The sequence below is a fragment of the Pseudomonas sp. Ant30-3 genome (assembly GCF_000690905.1).
Taxonomy (GTDB): Bacteria; Pseudomonadota; Gammaproteobacteria; order Pseudomonadales; family Pseudomonadaceae; genus Aquipseudomonas.
Map to the genome: position 1 here is coordinate 60,724 of NZ_JMCL01000025.1, position 18,458 is coordinate 79,181.

General features: G+C 57.3%; 20 protein-coding genes. 3 read left to right on the top strand and 17 right to left on the bottom strand.

From position 1 onward, the window contains the following. Nucleotides 1-223: 223 nt before the first annotated feature. The 6 genes from DU29_RS0106330 to DU29_RS01000000129535 form a co-directional block, all read right to left on the bottom strand. Nucleotides 224-1,177 carry a hypothetical protein gene (locus tag DU29_RS0106330; protein ID WP_028620974.1) on the bottom strand — a complete coding sequence of 318 codons (954 nt, stop codon included), beginning with the start codon at nt 1,175-1,177 and terminating at the stop codon, nt 224-226. A 22-nt stretch (nt 1,178-1,199) separates the two neighbouring features. Then, nucleotides 1,200-1,460: a hypothetical protein gene (locus tag DU29_RS0106335; protein ID WP_028620975.1), complete on the bottom strand. Its 261-nt coding sequence runs from the start codon at nt 1,458-1,460 to the stop codon at nt 1,200-1,202. A 284-nt stretch (nt 1,461-1,744) separates the two neighbouring features. Continuing rightward, complete coding sequence (locus DU29_RS01000000129530) at nt 1,745-2,080, bottom strand: hypothetical protein (RefSeq protein WP_236645578.1); 336 nt, start codon at nt 2,078-2,080, stop codon at nt 1,745-1,747. Nucleotides 2,081-2,373: 293 nt separating this feature from the next. Beyond that, nucleotides 2,374-2,616 (bottom strand): hypothetical protein, encoded by a 243-nt coding sequence (locus DU29_RS0106350; protein ID WP_028620977.1) that lies wholly within the window; start codon nt 2,614-2,616, stop codon nt 2,374-2,376. Nucleotides 2,617-2,759: 143 nt separating this feature from the next. After that, on the bottom strand, nt 2,760-3,539 hold the full coding sequence (locus DU29_RS0106355; protein WP_028620978.1) for a hypothetical protein: 780 nt from the start codon (nt 3,537-3,539) through the stop codon (nt 2,760-2,762). 421 nt (nt 3,540-3,960) lie between these two features. Then, on the bottom strand, nt 3,961-5,247 hold the full coding sequence (locus DU29_RS01000000129535; protein WP_050483079.1) for a tyrosine-type recombinase/integrase: 1,287 nt from the start codon (nt 5,245-5,247) through the stop codon (nt 3,961-3,963). A 637-nt stretch (nt 5,248-5,884) separates the two neighbouring features. On the opposite strand from DU29_RS01000000129535, the gene DU29_RS0106365 reads away from it, so the two are divergent. Continuing rightward, on the top strand, nt 5,885-6,574 hold the full coding sequence (locus DU29_RS0106365; protein ID WP_028620979.1) for an NYN domain-containing protein: 690 nt from the start codon (nt 5,885-5,887) through the stop codon (nt 6,572-6,574). Nucleotides 6,575-6,676: 102 nt separating this feature from the next. Then, nucleotides 6,677-6,967: a hypothetical protein gene (locus DU29_RS1000000131200; RefSeq protein ID WP_236645579.1), complete on the top strand. Its 291-nt coding sequence runs from the start codon at nt 6,677-6,679 to the stop codon at nt 6,965-6,967. Between the two features lie 499 nt (nt 6,968-7,466). On the opposite strand, the gene DU29_RS0106375 is transcribed toward DU29_RS1000000131200, so the two are convergent. The 4 genes from DU29_RS0106375 to DU29_RS0106390 all read right to left on the bottom strand — a co-directional run bounded on the left by DU29_RS0106375 (nt 7,467) and on the right by DU29_RS0106390 (nt 11,421). Beyond that, the gene (locus DU29_RS0106375) at nt 7,467-8,465 is read right to left on the bottom strand and encodes an NADP-dependent oxidoreductase (RefSeq protein ID WP_028620980.1); all 999 of its coding nucleotides are present in this window, start codon (nt 8,463-8,465) and stop codon (nt 7,467-7,469) included. A 77-nt stretch (nt 8,466-8,542) separates the two neighbouring features. Next, on the bottom strand, nt 8,543-9,412 hold the full coding sequence (locus DU29_RS0106380; protein WP_028620981.1) for an alpha/beta fold hydrolase: 870 nt from the start codon (nt 9,410-9,412) through the stop codon (nt 8,543-8,545). 47 nt (nt 9,413-9,459) lie between these two features. Then, on the bottom strand, nt 9,460-10,248 hold the full coding sequence (locus tag DU29_RS0106385; RefSeq protein ID WP_028620982.1) for an SDR family NAD(P)-dependent oxidoreductase: 789 nt from the start codon (nt 10,246-10,248) through the stop codon (nt 9,460-9,462). Between the two features lie 72 nt (nt 10,249-10,320). After that, nucleotides 10,321-11,421, bottom strand: coding sequence for an alkene reductase (locus tag DU29_RS0106390; RefSeq protein WP_028620983.1), 1,101 nt, complete (start codon nt 11,419-11,421; stop codon nt 10,321-10,323). A 146-nt stretch (nt 11,422-11,567) separates the two neighbouring features. Between DU29_RS0106390 and DU29_RS0106395 the strand changes: the two genes are divergently transcribed. Further along, nucleotides 11,568-12,143: a TetR/AcrR family transcriptional regulator gene (locus DU29_RS0106395; protein ID WP_028620984.1), complete on the top strand. Its 576-nt coding sequence runs from the start codon at nt 11,568-11,570 to the stop codon at nt 12,141-12,143. Between the two features lie 292 nt (nt 12,144-12,435). Here the strand turns inward: DU29_RS0106395 and DU29_RS0106400 are convergent, their stop codons facing one another. The 7 genes from DU29_RS0106400 to aguB all read right to left on the bottom strand — a co-directional run bounded on the left by DU29_RS0106400 (nt 12,436) and on the right by aguB (nt 18,366). Next, complete coding sequence (locus DU29_RS0106400; protein WP_028620985.1) at nt 12,436-13,146, bottom strand: SDR family NAD(P)-dependent oxidoreductase; 711 nt, start codon at nt 13,144-13,146, stop codon at nt 12,436-12,438. A gap of 43 nt (nt 13,147-13,189) precedes the next feature. Next, nucleotides 13,190-13,846, bottom strand: a complete 657-nt coding sequence (locus DU29_RS0106405) for a DsbA family oxidoreductase (RefSeq protein ID WP_028620986.1) — start codon at nt 13,844-13,846, stop codon at nt 13,190-13,192. Then, nucleotides 13,843-14,064: a tautomerase family protein gene (locus DU29_RS0106410; RefSeq protein WP_028620987.1), complete on the bottom strand. Its 222-nt coding sequence runs from the start codon at nt 14,062-14,064 to the stop codon at nt 13,843-13,845. Before DU29_RS0106410 ends, DU29_RS0106405 begins: the two co-directional genes overlap by 4 nt. 232 nt (nt 14,065-14,296) lie before the next feature. Next, nucleotides 14,297-15,583 (bottom strand): OprD family porin, encoded by a 1,287-nt coding sequence (locus DU29_RS0106415; protein WP_028620988.1) that lies wholly within the window; start codon nt 15,581-15,583, stop codon nt 14,297-14,299. 338 nt (nt 15,584-15,921) lie between these two features. Next, on the bottom strand, nt 15,922-16,134 hold the full coding sequence (locus DU29_RS0106420; protein ID WP_028620989.1) for a hypothetical protein: 213 nt from the start codon (nt 16,132-16,134) through the stop codon (nt 15,922-15,924). A gap of 242 nt (nt 16,135-16,376) precedes the next feature. Next, nucleotides 16,377-17,483, bottom strand: coding sequence for an agmatine deiminase (gene aguA, locus DU29_RS0106425; protein ID WP_028620990.1), 1,107 nt, complete (start codon nt 17,481-17,483; stop codon nt 16,377-16,379). Nucleotides 17,484-17,487: 4 nt separating this feature from the next. Continuing rightward, nucleotides 17,488-18,366 carry an N-carbamoylputrescine amidase gene (gene aguB / locus DU29_RS0106430; protein ID WP_028620991.1) on the bottom strand — a complete coding sequence of 293 codons (879 nt, stop codon included), beginning with the start codon at nt 18,364-18,366 and terminating at the stop codon, nt 17,488-17,490. Between the last annotated feature and the right edge of the window lie 92 nt (nt 18,367-18,458).

Here is an 18,458-nt window from a genome sequence, read left to right on the forward strand (position 1 = left end):
CACGTCAGGTTCCGAGTGTGCCGCTCGTTCCCACCGCAATCGGTGCAATTCCAACCGTCATCAAGGAAGGTCTTAGCGCCGGACATGACAGCGGCGTACCGGGCGGGCTTCATCGCACGCATGCTCTGTAGCCTTGCCTCATACCCGGGATACCCAAGTCGCATCTTGATGAGGTCGTCGGCAGATGGGTGCTGCCCGCGCCGGAGCGCAGGCTTATGAGTGCTCACACCAAGCCCCGGAGCTTGTCAGCGAACACCGTCCCCAAGTACGGGGCAGGCTTCGCAGATTGCGACCGAGCCAGCATCACTTGTCCCCGGTCATACAGTGCGCGGGCCTTGCCAGCAGCGGACGCCTCAAGCGGAATCCATGCCTGATCCACGAACACACTCAGGACCCAACCGGCACCCGGTGCGACGGTGATGCTGTAGCTGCTCCATCCGGCAGCGTTCTTACCCGCCTCGAACGTCACAGAGCCACGCGTACCGCAGGCATCGGCCCACTCGTCAGCGAGCGCACGCCAGTCCAGAGCACGGCCTTTCACAAGAGCGGGGACATCGACACTTGGACCCGCAAGGTTCTGCGCCATGCTTGCCCGATCAGTGTCTACCAGCTCCAGCAGGAACTTGAACTCAGCGGCGGATAGATGCTCAGCGGCGCGCACGGCAGCGACTTCACCTTGAACAGCGGTCAGAACCTTGTCGGTCCACTCGGAACCGGCACTCGCAGCGGCTGCACTCTCACGCCCCAGAAGGTCGCGGTAGCGGTTGCCACGCAAGCTGTTCACACCGTGCGCGGCGAACACCCGCAGGGCGTACCGGAGATCATCCGCGGTCTTGATGTGCTCGCCTACGACTTGCCGCAGGGCTTCGCTGAGCTTCCCGCCATTACCGCGCAGGCTGTTAGATACAGGTTCACCAGCAGGAACACCGGTAATGCGCACTGAACGCGGCAGGTCCGTGCTGGCATCGATCAGCGCGATTGCATCGGCTTGCGCCAGCAGCGTATCCAAGGCCGGAACCTCAGGAACAGCGCATAGGCGCTCGGCAGGAACTGGTACAAGTACAGGTGCCGGAACGGGGGCTGCACCGTCGAAGGTCAGCGGCGCCATTAGATCGGCATCGGACAGGCTCGCCAGCGTAGCGAGCTGAGCGGCGGATGGGGTTTTGAATGCGGTCATAGTCATCTCCTTAGGAATGGAATTACGGAGTAGGGGTCTCGCGGTACGCCTGAGCGAATGCATCCGAAACCTCGACAGATTCAGCGTCGGTGCCGGAGTTCTTCAGGTAGTAAGCAGTCAGCGCCAGATCGCTTCGGGTCAGTTCCTTTCCATCAAGGATCTGCATTAGCTCATCCTCGTACTTCGCCTTCACGGCGGGGCGGGACGAGCTGCGCAGATGGCTGGTGAGGAACTCGATACGCCGGCGCTCGGTGTAGCTCAGGCTGGATTTTTTAGCGGCCATGGGTGTTTCTCCTTATGCGGTGTGGATGATTCCGGCGGCTGCCAGTGCATCAACGAGTGCCTGAGCCGTTGCCGTGTGGGCTGTGAGTTCAGTCCCGGTCGGAGGGGTGGAGGTATCTGCGTACCGCTGGAATGAGCGGTCAAGTCGGTTAGCAAGGGAGCGCAGAGCAAGGCGCTGCGCGGGAGTGAGGGTGGCGAGAGTTGCCATGGGTGATTCTCCTTTCAGGGATGGGGTTCAGGGATGGGTACAGCGGGTGGCCGGGGCCAGGGTGAATCGGTGACGGATCAGTCTTGTGTATTCAGCTCAAGGGCAAGCTCAAGCAGCACGCCGACGTGTGCAAACAGGGGCCAAGTGGGGTTCATCTGAACGAACGCTCGGAACGAACGGCAGCCGGTTCCGGCGTACACGTCATGGATGGTCAGGCCGAGTCGCTCAGCGAATCGACCGAGGCGGCCACCGGTGGCTGTGACGTACCACGCAGGGAGATGAATGCCACGGGCACCCGCCAGCTCTCGCCAGTGCGTCTTGTCAGCGAAGTCGAGTTTCAGGTTCTTGCGTGCGAAGTCTTGGGCAGCTTGACGGGTGGCCGCTGCTTTAATCGGGTTCGGTTGTACGTGCATGGTGATACCTCCGTGCGTTGGGGACGGACACACGGCTTCCACGGATCTCAGGACGCCAAAAATCGCGCTAGGCTCGAACTGGCCCAGTAGGGTCGGTTCAGCACTAACGTTGATTCTCGGGTTCTGAGAGCCGTTAAAACGGGGTGTCGGGTTGGGATGTGGCGGTGTAGCGAGGGGAGCCGGGAGGCTCGGTCAGGAATAGGTGCCAGCGTCTACGAAGGAGAACGCATCGCTGGCGGCTGCTGGGGCGACCAAACCCCAACAGCAGAAAGGGTGCCGACTAATCGGCGGTGTTACTCGTCTTCTTGATCATCGTCTAGGTTGCCTTCGTGGTAGCGGCGTAGCCAGTACGCCTCAGGCGTCTCGTACGGCGCCTCTTGAATCCACCGCTGTACATCGGCAAGGGGCTCGCCCAGCTCGGAGGCGATAGCAGCAGGCTGCATACCTTCGTGTGCCATGAGGCGAGCTTGGTGCTGGGGCATCAGCTCGCTGTCGTCGATGATCAAAGAGCCATCCGGCAGAGTGATATGGGCCATTGTCTGTGCTCCCGGTCAGTGAGTGAGTTCTGCTCTCGTCTTTTACAATGAAACTCGACGGTTTTGGGGTGTGACAAGGGGTACATGTACCCCCTGTTTTTTGGATTTTGCTGTAGTACTTACAGTACATACATCAACACCTGTCACCGGTTACGCTTCAGGAACTGCTTCACGGTGTTGACCTTCTGGCCGGTAGCTTTCGCGATAGCTGTAGGTCCATCGCCAGCAGTGAGCATACGTCGAGCGATGTCATGCCAGTGCTCTCCAGCCTCGATAATGCCAAACCGGATATCGTTCTGCTTCTGGACTTTAGCCACTTCGGCCTGTACCTGAGCTTTCACGAACTCCATCATCTGAGCATTCATGAAGGACTTTTTAACCGCTTTCAATGAGTGAGCCATAGTGCCCTCATGCAGTGGACCGGGCTGTAATGCGGAGCCACTGATAGTCAGTAGTACCGGGTGTTCAGAATGGATCTGTAAGGCCGTGCGGTTCTGCTTCGGTGTCTTACGGCACCGGACGGAATTAACCCACGCAGCCTCCTTGCCCAAGGCTTCAAGTGCAGCTTTAGCACTCGGCCCCTTGCCCTCCCCGATCTGGCCTAAGCCGTACGAGAACACCGCGTTAACGTCTGCCTGTGTAAGCCGGTGAGGCTTCTTGCCGTGCAGCTTCAAGAGGCTGCGTACCCGCTCTGCGTGCTCTTTGTTCAAGAGGTACAACGCAGTGGCGAAGGTAGGGCCTGTGCTCCCCGCGAACAGGTCAACGACTGCTCGGTACGACGGGACTTGCTCATACGCGGCTAGCTGGACGGGGGAACCTGAGTTCAACCCCTCCCACCACATTCGCTGCTGTTGGTTCATGCCCACAGTGGGGTCTTCGAATAGCGGACCCAAGCTATCTAAGGTCTGTGATAGATCAGTCATTGGTCGTCTCCTTGTGTGTGTTGGTCTTCCTCTCGGGTCGATGGCTCTTGCAGAGGGTGGACCGCAGCTCTGTGCAGTCGCTTTCTCTGGGACGTTGAGTGGTTAGCTATTGCTTGCGGATCGAAGGACGCGGTTACTAGCCTTCTCTCCCGTTGAGTGCGGTTCTATTGCAAAGTCGTTGGTAGCCTCTCTCTCCCGTTGAGTGACTAGCTAAACGACAAAGCGGCTACAGCCCTTGTAGTACGTGGCTTGTAGCTAGTGCAGACATCCTTCCCTGTCCATTAAGTGCGATTCTATTGCTAGCCTTCTCTCCTCCGTTAAGTGTCCTTCTATTGCGAAGGCTCTAGACCGGTGCGTTGCTGGGTGTGCTCCTCAGCTTGGGATAAGCGCCCGCACCTTCTCCAGCAGCTCACGCGGTGTCCTACGCGGGCAGCATCCGGCGCCACTCATCCACGAACCGATACTCGGTGAGCTCCTGCCCAGTGTCCTTGTCATACCCATGCATCGGGTCTTGAGTCGCGTACAGCATCTCGCCCCATCGCGTCAGGGCTTCGCGTTTCTCTTGATCGTAGCTGTACCGGTCGTACACCGCCGAGACGGACGGGTCAGTGTGATTCAGCACTTTCATCAGGATCAGACGGGGATACCCAAGGCATGACAATGCAGTCGCTACGGTGCGGCGCAGGTCGTGTGGGGTGAATGGCGCCAAGTTATTGAAGAACCGATCAGGGGCGAACTCATCGCGGAGGGCGTGCGCGGGGGCAGTGTCGATGACCGGGCTACCGGGCTTGCGCAGGCTCTCGAACACGGGGCCGGTTTTACCCGTCTCGGGCTTTCCGATCAGATCCAGTACCAGGTTATCGAGTGGTACGCGGTGTGTTCTTCTGTTCTTTGCTACAGCGGCGGGGATAGTCCACCAGTACCCATCGGATTCATTTGAAATATCCTCCCACCGCATCGCCAGCACTTCACCCTTACGCTGCCCGGTGAGAAGCATCACGCCAAGGGATTTCCGCACCGGGGGAGTCGCCTTAATCCAGTCAGTCGCGGTTACAGCAGCGTAGAACGTTTGGATTTCCTCGAATGAAAGCACGCGCTCTCGGCTACGTTCCCGATGCTGACGGCTAACGCCAGCGACCGGCGATTCATTCAACTCGCCCCGCTCCACTGCCCATGCAAACATCTTGCGCACCACGGCCAATAACCGGTTAGCCGCTACCCCGGCCCCGGCGTCCACCTTCTTGTCTATCAGCGCGACAATCTCACGCCGTTGAACATTCTTCGCCAGCGTGCGCCCCAGCGTGGGCACCACGTCGCGCAGTAGTTGCCGTTCATCCTCACGCCACGAACGTTTACGCGGCTTCGCGTACCGTTCTATGTAGCTGGTGCACAACTCCTGAACTGTCAGCGCCTCCTTGTTCTCGACTCGAAGCGCTATCTTTGCGGCGGCGGGGTCCCTGCCGTCTTTCACCGCCTCAGCGGCCTTCGCGTACGCGAGCCTCGCCTCCCGGCAACTCATTCCGGGGAACTTCCCGAGGGTCAAACGGCGCACACGGCCTTCGTGGCGATACATGTAACACCAGCTAATGACCTTGGAAACGCGCACGCCCAGACCGGTGTTGCCCTCATCCCAAATATCGAACCGCGTTTCTGCTGGCTTTACCGTCCTCAGAAACGCATCTGTAAGCACCTTTTTAACACCTGCCACGGCACTATCTCCTGTTACCCCGAATTCTCTCAGGGTAACACTGGAAGCACCGTAAACACTAAGGGATACAGGAAGGGATAGAGCAAACACTGGGAATACGCCCGACTCCCGCGACTTGTAATCAGTAGGTCCCGGGTTCGACTCCTGGTGCCGGCACCATACAAAACAAAGCCCCTGCAGAAATGCTGGGGCTTTGTTGTTTCTGATCCACGTATAAGCTGCGTGACAACGATGGTGATACCGACGGCACCTTTCCTGTCGAATCCCAAGGACACAGTCACCTTCTCGATCATCTCGTCTGGTGAACGGACGACATTCGAGCATCAAGCGCGTATTGAAGTCGTGCAGGAAGTCGCGATCGAGGAATCTTCAAACGGGACGTGCCTCGACCCCGTATTCCTATGCCGTCCGGCTCCTTGTCGCTCTCTTTTGAACATCATCTATATGCCGGCTGCGATTATGGGCATGGCGTTTCTACTATCTGTCCTGCACCAAGTTGCGTTTACTTGTGCTGCGCGCGCTATTACGCCATAATCACCCCACTACTCAGCCCCGTACGCAGCGATTCAGTTCGCTGGCCGTTGGGGTGAAGAAACCGGCCCCGTGCCGGTTTTTTCGTTTCTAAGGATGGGAAATCTTGCGTACCGCGTGCTTTGTAGACGGCTACAACCTATTTTACGGCCTGTTAGCGGGCACCCCATATAAGTGGCTTGATTTGCCTGCCCTGCTGGCTCATATCATTCGTGTCGAGAACCCCGACAGCACGCTCCATTCCGTGAGTTTTTTCACCTCTGGCGTCAAACCCTCCTTGGCGACCAGAGGCATTGCCTCAAAGGAAGCGCAGGACACCTACATTCGTGCACTGATTGCGCGAAACGTTATCGTGTTTTATGGGCGGCACCAGCTTGAATCGGGCAAGGCCCCACGATTTATAGATAAGGGCACTCCTGCGTCCAGGGCCGATCAGGTCGAAGTCTGGAAGCTGGAGGAGAAAGAAACAGACGTTCACATCGCGATCAGCATGTACCGGCTTGCAGCTCGCCAGGCAAAGTTGCCGTCTGAAGAACGCATTCAGCAAATAGTTCTGGTTTCAGCCGACACTGATATGACTCCGGCGCTGCGTGCACTTAGCGAGGATTTCCCTGATCTGCCCGTCGGCGTGATCCTGCCCCACCGGGAGGGCATTCAACGGACAGTCCCTGGATCGCTGAAGCAGTACGCAAAGTGGATGCGGCATGTTGTGAAGAACGTCGAACTGGCCGAGCATCAGCTCCCGCCCCGCGTGCCAACCCGAAAAAAGCCAGCTGACAAACCGACCTACTGGTGAACTGCCTCACCTGAACCCGGACACCGCCAGTTTCGCGTTTTTGTAGAAAACTCGCTTGAGCCTCATCCTGATCAATGGGCCTTCCTGGCAGCGATTCAGCGCATGAGTCCAGAAAATATCCAGCCCGTTATTATCCAGGCGATGGGTAATCGGGACCCTCTTGGGGTCGCCTATGTCGATGACGAAGGTGATGCAGAACCTTGGAAAGATCGTGAATCGAGATCACGTAAATTGACATGCCCGTTGCCTGCTGCTGTCAACATCACGCTGGCTAACTTAATTTACTTTGAAAAGTCGGAATTGCCACAGCCATTGGCAAACCAGCTTGTCCGGCTCGCTGCCTCCTGGTGCCGCACCACACAAGGTTCCAGAGAAGGCTTTCAAAATCTCTGAAACCCTCGAAAAACTCGCCTTCTGGCGGGTTTTTTCGTTTTGGGGTTGCGTCTATTTACGTCAGAAACTGGTTCAACCGTTTTAAGGGTAGAGTCTGGGATACAGGTCGCTTTTATAAAAGGGAGTACCCATGTCGCGCACCACAGCTCCGCTTTCCGATGCAGCTAGCCGCTTGGCAAAACCTACAGACCGAGCCTACAAGCTTTTCGACGGCGATAGCCTCTATCTCCTAGGCCAACCCAATGGCCGCAAAGACTTGCCATTCGCTACCAGCTTGTAGCGAAGCATTGCTTCAATTGAGGAGTGGCATGAACCATTGCTCGTTACTGCTCAAGCATCAAGCTACGCCAAATGATCATCGGCTTTTCTACAGGTGCGACATCCGGTTGCAGCTGCTCCTGCGTGTGCCTGTTGTGCGGTGGCGGCTCCTCTGGTTCAAGCGCTGGAGTCTGATACTTGGCGGCATGTACGTTATCTACTGACATTTTGTGTAGTGCGCTTATTTGATTGTTACGGTGACTTTGCCTTTTGATCTGCCCTGCTCGACGTACCGCAACGCCTCTGCAGTCGATTCAAAAGGGAAGGAGCGATCGATGACCGGTTTGATGACGCCAGCCTCGATGAGCGAAGTGATTTTTTGCAGTTGTATCCCGTCGGCACGCATAAACAAAAATGCATAGCTCACCCCATGTTTGCGGGCTTTTCGGCGAATACCGCTGCTGAGCAGGCGCATGACTTGCCCCAGCAGCCAAGACAAACCTTGCTCCTGGGCAAATTGCGCGGTCGGCGGCCCCGAAAGGGAAATGAGCTGTCCGCCAGGCTTGAGAACCTTGACCGATTTCTCCAGTACATCGGCGCCAAGGCTGTTCAACACCACGTCGAAATCGCGCAACTCGTTTGCAAAATCCTGCTGTTTGTAATCGATGACCACATCCGCCCCGAGTGCTTTCACCCATTCGACGTTCGCCGTGCTGGTGGTGGTCGCAACGAAGGCGCCGAGGTGTTTGGCGAGCTGGATGGCAAGCGTGCCGACACCGCCGGATCCGGCATGAATCAACACCTTCTGGTCTTTTTTCACCTGGGCGGTCTCAACCAGCGCCTGCCAGGCCGTCAAGACAGCCAAGGGGATGGAAGCCGCCTCGGCCATGTCGAGATTCGAGGGTTTCAGCGCGAGCGCGTTTTCGTTCACGGCGATCAGTTCAGCAAACGTCCCGATCCGTGCCTCGGGAGGACGTGCGTAGACTTCGTCACCAGGCTTGAATCGCTTCACCGCCGAACCCGTGCGAACGACCACACCGGCCAGGTCATTGCCTAATACCAATGGAAATGTATAGGGCAAGATCAGTTTGAACTCCCCCGTTTTGATCTTCGAGTCCAACGGGTTCACGCTCGTCGCATGCACCTGGATCAGAACGTCATGTACACCGACCGCAGGGTCGGGCACTTCGCCAATCATCCCGTTCTGCTTGCCGTAGCAATCGATAAAAAATGCCTTCATGTTGCAGCTGCTCTTGTCGGTGGAATGAGAGTGGGGCGCGGCCCCGACAACGTTGATGCGATTAGACGTGCAGGCTGTCAGGAGTCGAGGAACGCCATAGCCTTGGCCACGAAATCGGTATGGTGCTGGAAAATGCTGCCGTGCCCGGCGTCGGGATAAATGATCAGTTGCGCGTTGGGGATTCGCTTCGCCAGCTCAATCGAGTTCACGGTGGGCACCATGATGTCGTTGTCCCCGTTGGCTATCAGGGTCGGCATCCGCAAGCGACTGAGATCTTGCGGCGCTTGCTTGCCCCACGCAGTAATGGCTTTGAACTGCCGAAAAAATGCGCCGGGGGTCGGGCCTTTGCCCCGGTTGTGCTGGCGTTCTTTCAAACGTTGCAAATACTCGGACGCGGCACGTTGGCCGTTGGCCGTGGTAGTGAAGAACAGGTAGAACTTGGGGTCTCGCAGCGTCAGCAAACCTTTGATCATCAATGGCCAGGTCACCGAACCGACGCAGTCGATGCCTGTGCCACCGGCCGGTCCGGTTCCGGTGAGAATCAATCTGCGCACTCGTTCGGGTGCTTTCAGGGCGATGTCTTGAGCGACGAAGCCGCCGAGTGAAAAGCCGAGCAGATCAACTTTGTCAAAACCCAGCGCACGAATCAGCCCGATTGCATCGTCAGCCATCTCACCGACGGTCAATGGCGCGGCGCCGCCCGAGCCACCGATACCGCGATAATCAGTAGTGATGACACGCCGGTTTTTCGCCAGACCGTCGATGATCCTAGGGTCAAAGCTATCCAACACTGCTCCCCAATGGTTGAACATGACCAGCGGGACCTCCGTCCTGGGTCCCAGGTCACGATAGGCGAAGGGTATCCCGCCAATCAGAACCGACTGGGTCGCCGCGCTGATAAATGTCGACTGCGAACCCGCGTGATTGCATGTAGCTATAAGGGTCATGTTTACTCCGTCCGATTGCGGGGCGAGGCCGGCCTGCCCGGCATGGGTCAGACTTGAGTCAAATAGCGTTGCGCCACGGCGGACTGCCTGATCTGCGACAAAAGACCCTGACGCGCGGTTTGCAGGGCATCCCAGCGCTCGCCTTCATGCAGTGGAGGAATGGTCACTGGCTCGCGACGGTCGAAGCCCACCAGTGCGGCATCGACCAGATCACCCACTTCCATGATTTCGCTCAAGGTGTTGATGTCGATTCCGGCGCGATCCCAAATCTCCGTGCGGGTGGCGGCGGGCAGTACGGCTTGCACATATACACCCTGAGGCGAAAGTTCCAGGCTTAGGCCTTGGGAAAGGAACAGCACAAACGCCTTGGTCGCCCCATAGACCGACATGCCGAACTCAGGAGCCAGCCCCACCACCGAACCAATGTTGATAATCGCGCCTTCACCTGCTTTGGACAGGCGTGGCGCGATGGCGCTGGCGAGCCGCACCAGCGCGGTGGTGTTGAGAGCCACCAGTTGCGCAACGCTTTCGGTGCTTTGCTCGATGAAGTTGCCGGACTGTGCGGCGCCGGCATTGTTGACGAGGATGCCGATGCGCGCGTCATCCCGCAGGCGCGTTTCGACGGAGTGCAGGTCGCTGAGTTGAGTCAGGTCGGCCTGAAGCACTTCAATGGCGACGGTGTGTTCGTCACGCAACTTTGCTGCGAGCGTTTCCAGGCGCGAGTGGTCGCGGGCGACCAACACCAGATCATGCCCGCGTTCGGCGAAACGCTCGGCGTAAACCGCGCCGATGCCGGTGGAAGCGCCAGTGATGAGAACGGTAGGGCGAGTTGTCATGATGTCAGCTCTTTCTCAGGAACATGGATTGGGATTGATGCACGAACAAAACCAGGCTCGATCAGCCAGTGCCTAGTTCGCGGCAGCGCTTGATTCGGCAAGCGTCGGGTAGTCGATGTATCCCGCCGCTCCGCCGCCGTAGAGCGTGGAGGGGTCGAAGGCGGACAGTGGCGCACCGGCCTTGAGCCGCTCCACCAGATCAGGGTTGCCTATAAAAGGGCGGCCAAAGGCGATCAGGTCGGCCTTGTCATGCGCAAGGCGTGTCGTGGCCAAGTCCAGGTCATAGCCGTTGTTGGCGATGTAAGTGTTCTTGAAGCGGTGGCGCAAGGCGTCGAAATCAAAGAACGCCACGTCGCGTGGCCCACCGGTTGCACCTTCGACGACGTGCAGATATACGATGTCCAGAGCATTGAGTTGGTCGACGATGTAATCGAACTGAGCCTGTGGATCACTGCTCGATACACCATTGGCTGGCGAGACAGGCGAAAGGCGAATGCCCGTGCGATCAGCACCAATCTCGGCGGCCACCGCGGCCGTCACTTCCAGCAGCAGGCGCGCACGGTTTGCGATTGAGCCGCCGTAGGCATCAGTACGCAGGTTGGCGCCGTCCTTGATGAACTGATCCAGCAAATAGCCGTTTGCACCGTGGATCTCCACGCCGTCGAAGCCTGCCGCAATGGCGTTTGCCGCCGCTTGGCGGAAATCGTTAACGATGCCCGGCAGTTCGTCAGTCTCCAGCGCTCGAGGCTCGGAAACGTCCTCGAAGCGATTGTTGACGAACACCTTGGTCGCGGGACGAAGCGCGGAAGGGGCTACCGGCGCCGCGCCTTGCTGTTGCAGATCCACGTGGGAAACACGGCCCACATGCCACAGCTGCAGGAAAATTCTCCCGCCCTTGGCGTGCACGGCATCGGTCACCTTGCGCCATCCCTCTATCTGCTGCTGCGTGTAAATGCCCGGGGTATCCTGATAGCCCTGTCCCTGCTGCGAGATCTGCGAGGCTTCGGAAATTAGCAAGCCCGCGCTGGCCCGCTGGCTGTAATAGGCAGCAGCAAACTCACTCGGCACAAAGCCTTTGCCTGCGCGATTGCGCGTCAGTGGAGCGAGAACCACGCGGTTCGACAGCGTCAGTGCGCCGAGCGTGTAGGGAGTAAACAGATTCAGGTCGCTCATGGGTGTTTGTTCCGTGCCCGTTGTTAAATGGTCATATCGTTTGAGATTAGGATGATGATCGAAATCTAAACTGTCAATGGTTTTGATTATGATCAACATCTATGTATCATCAGCCAATAAATTTCAGCGGTAGCGAGGTATCGAACATGCGAGTGTCCAAGACCCAGGCCCAGGCAAATCGGGAGCACATCGTCGAAACAGCCTCAGTTGTATTTCGCGAGCGCGGTTTTGACGGTGTCGGCGTGGCCGACCTGATGGCCGCCGCCGGTTTCACTCATGGTGGCTTCTACAAACATTTCGGTTCCAAGGCTGACCTGATGGCCGAAGCCTCGGCCAACAGTCTTGCGCACTCACTGGCCAGCGCCGAAGCATTGAGCGTGAAGGATTTCATCGACGTGTATGTGTCCAGGGATCATCGCGACGGGCGCGCCACGGGTTGCACCATGGCGGCGCTGTGCGGTGACGCGGCGCGTCAGTCGGGCGATTTGAAGTCGGCATTCGCTGAAGGCATCGAGCGCACGTTGCAAACGCTCGGGGAAAAATACCGGACCGGGCCGGATGCAGCGCCGAGTGAGGCGAGGATGAAAATGATTGATCTGCTGGCGCGAGCGGTCGGCGCGATCATGTTATCGCGCGCCTGTCCTGACGACTCGGTGCTGGCCGATGAAATTCTGGCGGTGTGTCACGCGCAAATGACTGCATCATTATCTATTCAATCGTAGATTCAGTCGTAGAGGGGATAGATGGATGTCGCACAAAGCGCGCTGACTCGCTTTCATTTCGTCGTTGGACGAAAGGTGTGGTGCTGCACACTTCCAGCGCATGGGCTTTCCTGAGCTCTGGAGGGCTGATGCCAAAGGCTGGTAATTCCGTAAAAGTCGCTGGTGAAGTTGAGGCCAATCTGATCAAGCAGACGCCTGATCATCTGCGGACGTATCTGCACGATTTTTCGACCCAAACAACGAAGCCCTCAAGTGAGGGCTTTGTTGTTTCTGGCGTTTGGAGAAAGTGCTCTTAGTGCCCCGCACTTTGCCCCCCATCCACATGCAGAATCTCACCAGTAACAAAGTTCGCGCGATCCAGATACACAACCGCCTGCGCGATGTCGCTGATCTCACCCATATGCCCGACCGGGTGCAAGCTGCCCAGCGCTGCGTGAGTTTCCTCGCCGTGCATCGGCGTCTTAATGATGCCAGGGGAAACCGCGTTCACCCGAATTCCGCGCTTGGCGTATTCGATGGCCAGTGATTTAGTCGCTGCGTTCAAACCACCTTTAGTCAGCGAAGCCAGTACCGACGGCAAGCCGTCGATAGCGTGGTCGACCAGACTGGTGGTAATGCTCACAACATGGCCGCTGCCTTGTTTTTCCATCTCGGTGATAGCAAGTTGCGTGATGTAAAAGAAACCGTTCAGGTTAACCGACAGCACGGCGGCGTAATCTTCCGGGGTGTAGTCGGTGAACGGTTTGGCGACGAAAATCCCGGCATTGTTGACCAAAGTGTCGATGCGACCAAACCGTTCAACAGCTTCACGAATCACCCGCTGCGCTACTGCAGGGTCGCCGATGTCGCCGGCCACGGTGTGGATGTCCGGATCGGTGGACGGTTTGATCGAGCGCGAAGTGGCGACCACTTTGTAGTCCAGATCGCGGAATGCTTTGACCATACCTGCGCCGAGCCCTTGGGAAGCGCCAGTGATAACGATGACTTTTTTCGAATTGCTCATGATGAACCTCTACTCATTAATGATGATTAAAAAAGATAAGTAATCAGCCGTTGGCGGAGGCCGTGGCCATTTGTCTCAACATCTGTTCGTAGTACTCGATCGACTGTGAACCGGACACCAGATGACGACCGTTTAACACCAGTGCCGGTACCGAATTAATGCCGCGCTGCCGGTAAAACGTTTCAAGTTCACGGACTTGTTCGGCGAATGCTCCTGAGGCCAATACCTCTTGGGCAGCTTCTGCATTCAGTCCCGCTTCGGCAGCCAGTCGAACCAGCGTCTCGCGATTACTCGGGTTCTGGCCTTCGGCGAAGTAAGCGCGCAGCAGGATCTTTTTCAATGCAGCTTGCCGTCCTTCCTGCAACGCCCATAACAGCAACCGGTGCGCATCAAAGGTGTTGTAAAAGTGGCTACGCTTTTTCAGATCGAACTTGAAACCGATGGCCTCGCCTCGAGCGTTCTGCAAGGCCTTGCCGGCAGCCACGTCTTCAGCGGTGCGTCCGTACTTGCGCATCAAGTGCTCCACAGCTTCCTCACCTTCCGTCGGCATGTCCGGGTTCAACTCGAAAGGCTTGTAAGTCAACTCGACCGAAATGTCCCCGGCCACATTCTCGATCGCTTGCTCCAGCGCCGTCGCGCCCAACGCACACCACGGGCACACCACGTCGGAGATGAAATCGATGGAGACCGCGGTCGTCACGACTTGTCCCCCTCTTCAGTGAGCTGCTGTCGGTACTGCGTGGTGGAGATGCCGGCATAGCCCCAGTTATCGGTGTCGACTTCTTCGATCACGATGTGGGTCAGGTGCGGATCTTTTTTGAGCACGCGTTGCAGGGTTTCAGTGATTTCAGCGATCACCTGAGCTTTCTGCTCACGGGTAACGCCATCGCGGGTAATGCGTACGCTTACGAAAGGCATGAGGAAGATCTCCAGTGACCTGCTCATCGGGATGATGGGTAGGCGTTGGAGCTCAATGTAGGAGTTTGGAGAGACGGGAAAAAGAGGGGGGCGGGAACATCATTAGTTACGCGGTGTAATGGGTTGTTGCATGGCTCAATGCAAATACTGAATCCACTGCGCCCAATTTTTATCAAAAAAAAAACCCCGAACCAGTCGGGGTTTTATCGAGTTCTACAAACTCAACCCATCATCAAAAAACGTTGATCGGGTAATCCACAAACACGCGCACTTCGTTACCGCTGACGTTGTACTCACTCGATTTCTGCGACACGCGCAGGACCGAGCTGCGCAGGCGGACGCTGAGGTCTTTGGCCGGGCCGTTTTGTACGACGTATTTGAACTGGTTGAAGATTTCGCGCTCGGTGCCGCCTTCGCTGGTGGACGTGGTGATGTTGTCGCCACGCACGTAAGCGAAGTTGTAGGTCAGGCCTGGAACACCGAAGTTGGTGAAGTCGAGGCCGTAGCCCAACTGCCAGCTGCGTTCGTCTTCGGCGTTGAAGTCGGACCAGTAGGAGTTGGCCAGGTAGATGGTGTTACCGCCGTCACCGACGCGACCCTGATCCCGCTGATAACCGCCGTAGGCATAACCGAGGTTGCTGTCGCCGGTGCTGCGTTGGTGCGCGAGCGTGAACGAGTGTGGGCCGGTGGCGAAGACCGCAGCCAGGCTCCAGATTTTGTTGTCGTCGCCGGTGGCGCCGCTTTCCCTAACGTAGGAATCGTCCAGCTTGGTGCGGTAGCCGTTGAAGTCCAGAGTCAGCGACTGATCCTTGTCGATCGGGAAGATGTAGTTGGCGTTTACGTATTGCTTCTTCAATACGTCTTCAACATCGGAGGCGTAAAGGGCTGCCTTGAATTGATCGGTGAGCTGATAGCTACCGCCCAATACGTTGATCGACTTCAAGCCACCGCTGTCACGGCCTTCGGCGCTTTTACGCGATTCGGCGGTGAAACGACCAGCGTTCAGCTCCAGGCCTTTGATCTCTTTCGAGGTGATCAAAGTGCCAGTGTAGCTTTCCGGCAGCAGGCGCACGTTGTCGTAGCTCAGCACCGGCAGCGCCGGCATCTGGTCGCCGTAAGTCAGCGTGGTGCTGGAGAAGCGGAACTTGACCGCCGCGCCGGCCTTGGACAGATCGTCGGCTGCGCTGCCGCTTTCACCCTTCTTGAAAAAGTCGATGCCCTGCGCGCCGGTGCGACCTTTGCCGCCGTCCAGACGCAGTGCGTAAAGACCAAAAGCGTCCACGCCGACACCAATGGTGCCCTGGGTGAAACCGGACGAGAACGTACCGATAGCCGCTTGGCCCCACTCGGCTTTGTCTTCGCGCGTGTCTTTGTAGTCACGATTCATATAAGCGTTGCGCAGCAGCACTTTCAGGCTGCTGTCTTCTTTGAATCCCTTGGATTCGGCCTGGTCGTTTGCCATGACCTGTGTAGCGCTCAACATCCCCAGAGCGATCAAACTGATCCGCTTAGTCAACATTTATTCTTTTCCTTATTACGGGTTGATACGCACTGCGTCGAACGGCTGAAACGGCGCTATTGCACTCTTTTTTCACCCCGAAACAAAAAAGGCCCGCGCACGAGCAATCGCGGCGGGCCTTTTTATTATTTTTTGAGACATGGCGGTTCGCCACAGGCGTTGGGGCGAATCGTAGCCGCGCCTTTTGCTATGTGTCAATTTCACGAATCGTCTGAGAATAGGTCGAAATCGTCTAAGAAATTCTGCTACTGCTCCGACGTCGATACCCGCTGCGTATTGAGCGCGCATAAAAAAGCGCCGCCATCCCGGCAGCGCTTTTATCAATCCTTTGTTGGTTCTTATCCTTCCATCACATCCCGCAACGCATCCAGTTCTGCTTCGCTGAATAAACCAGCGGGATAGCGCTCGATGATCATCCGGCGCGGATCAGGTTTCCTGATCTGACGCGTTCCATTGGATTTCAACCAGCGCGCCAGAACCTGGAGCGATTCGCTGTTTACTGCCAGGGGATGCAACGCCCGCTCGCCCATCACATTCACTTCGGCGTTCATATCGCGCTCTCCTGGGTTGTGAGCGGCTAACTTATCCAAGGTTTATGACAGAACAACGAAGGTCTCTGCCTTACCTGTTTCACGGTATGACCGATACAAGAGCTGTGCCAAAGCGTCGCCAACGACAGCTGGCGGGCACAAAAAAACCCGCAGTCCTGACGGGCTGCGGGTTTCATTCATCTGTCGTTGTGAAACTGCTGCATCGCGAATTTTGCAAGCCGCTCATGCTGTTACGACGGCACTCACTCTTTGTGCGGTGCGGGTTGTTGTTGGGTAAGGCAGTGAATATTGCCGCCACCCAGTAACAGTTCACGCCCCGGAACCATCACCACTTCATGCTGTGGAAACAGGCTCTGCAGGATTTCCTTGGCAGGGCCATCCAATGGATCGTTGAAACTCGGCGCGATGATGCCGCCGTTGACGATCAGGAAGTTCACGTATGAACCGGCCAGACGTACGCTTGGATTGCGCTCCTGTGTACCGTCTACCGGATCAACACCGGCGCACTCCTCTTCGGTTGCGTACAGCGGGCCCGGAATCGGCATCTTGTGCACTATGAAGGGGCGCCCTTTGGCGTCAGTACTGTTTTCCAGCACTTTCATTGCAGCCTGGCAACGCGGGTAGTTCGGATCTTGCGGGTCATCGGTCCAGGCCAGCAATACTTCGCCCGGGCGAACGTAGCAGCAGAAGTTATCCACATGCCCATCGGTTTCGTCGTTGAACAAACCGTCCGGCAGCCAGATGATTTTATCCACAGCCAAGTTCGCGCTGAGCACGGCTTCGATTTCCGCGCGATTCATGTGCGGATTACGATTGCGATTGAGCAGGCATTCTTCGGTGGTGATCAGCGTGCCTTCGCCATCGACGTGAATCGATCCGCCTTCGAGCACGAAGCCCTCGGTGCGATAGCGCTGGCTGCGTTCGATCTCGAGGATCTTGCCGCCGACTTGCGAATCTCGGTTCCAGGGCGAATACAGGCCGCCGTCAAAACCGCCCCATGAGTTGAAATCCCAGTTCACGCCGCGGACTTCGCCATTGTTATTGATCACGAACGTCGGCCCCGTGTCGCGGACCCAAGCGTCGTCGCTGGACATCTCGACCACCCGGATATTCGGCACGTCGAGACGGGCGCGAGCGTTTTCGTACTGACCGGCGGACACCGCCACGGTTACAGGTTCGAAACGCGCGATGGCTTTAGCCACCGCGACATGTGCGGCTTGCGCCGGTTTGCCGCCCAGGCGCCAGTTATCCGGGCGCTCCGGCCAGATCATCCAGGTCTGGGTTTGCGGCGCCCACTCGGCCGGCATGTAAAAGCCATCAGCGCGAGGGGTGCTGTTCAAAATGGTCATGCGATCAGGACTCCAGGGAACCGTCGAGGGTCTTCAGTGTGCCATACAGGTTGGGGCGACGGTCACGGAACGAGCCCCATGCACTGCGGATGTGCTCCAGTTCATCAAGATCAAAACGGTGAATCAATACGCCTTCTTCGGTCTCGTTCAATTCCTGAACCTTCTCGCCGAACTGGTTGGCGATGAACGAGGAGCCGTAAAACGTGATGTCGTAGCCGTCCTGCTCTTCGTTACCGATGCGATTGCTGGCGATCAACGGCATCAGGTTGGCACCGGCATGGCCTTGTTGCACACGTTGCCAATGGTCACGGGAGGAAATGGTCTGGTCGTGAGGTTCGCTGCCGATGGCGGTCGGGTAAAAAAGAATTTCCGCGCCCAACAACGCCATGCTCCGCGCGCACTCCGGAAACCACTGATCCCAGCAGATGCCCACGCCGATTTTTGCGTAACGGGTGTTCCACACCTTGAAGCCGGTATCACCAGGGTTGAAATAGTACTTCTCGTGATAGCCAGGACCGTCCGGAATGTGGCTTTTACGATAAATCCCGAGGTTGGAACCATCGGCATCGATGATCGCGATGCTGTTGAAACGCGCGCGGCCCGCCAGCTCGTAGAAGCTGATCGGCAGGACCACTTGCAATTCCTTCGCAACCTTCTGGAAATGCTTGATGGCGACGTTGTCTTCCACCGTCGTTGCCAACTGCAAGTAGTCCGGATTGGGCTTCTGGCAGAAATACGGAGCCTCGAACAGTTCCTGTATCAGGATGATCTGCGCGCCTTTGGCCGCAGCTTCACGAACAAGCCTGTCGGCAGTGTCGATATTGGCTTCGAGGTCCCACGAACAGGCCATCTGGGTGGCGGCGACGGTAACGATACGGCTCATGAATCATCTCCGGGCAGTGCTGATGGGTCGATGTTTGCGTCGACCGGTGAAAGGCGCACGAGCAGTCAGTCGCCAGTGAGCAATGACGACTT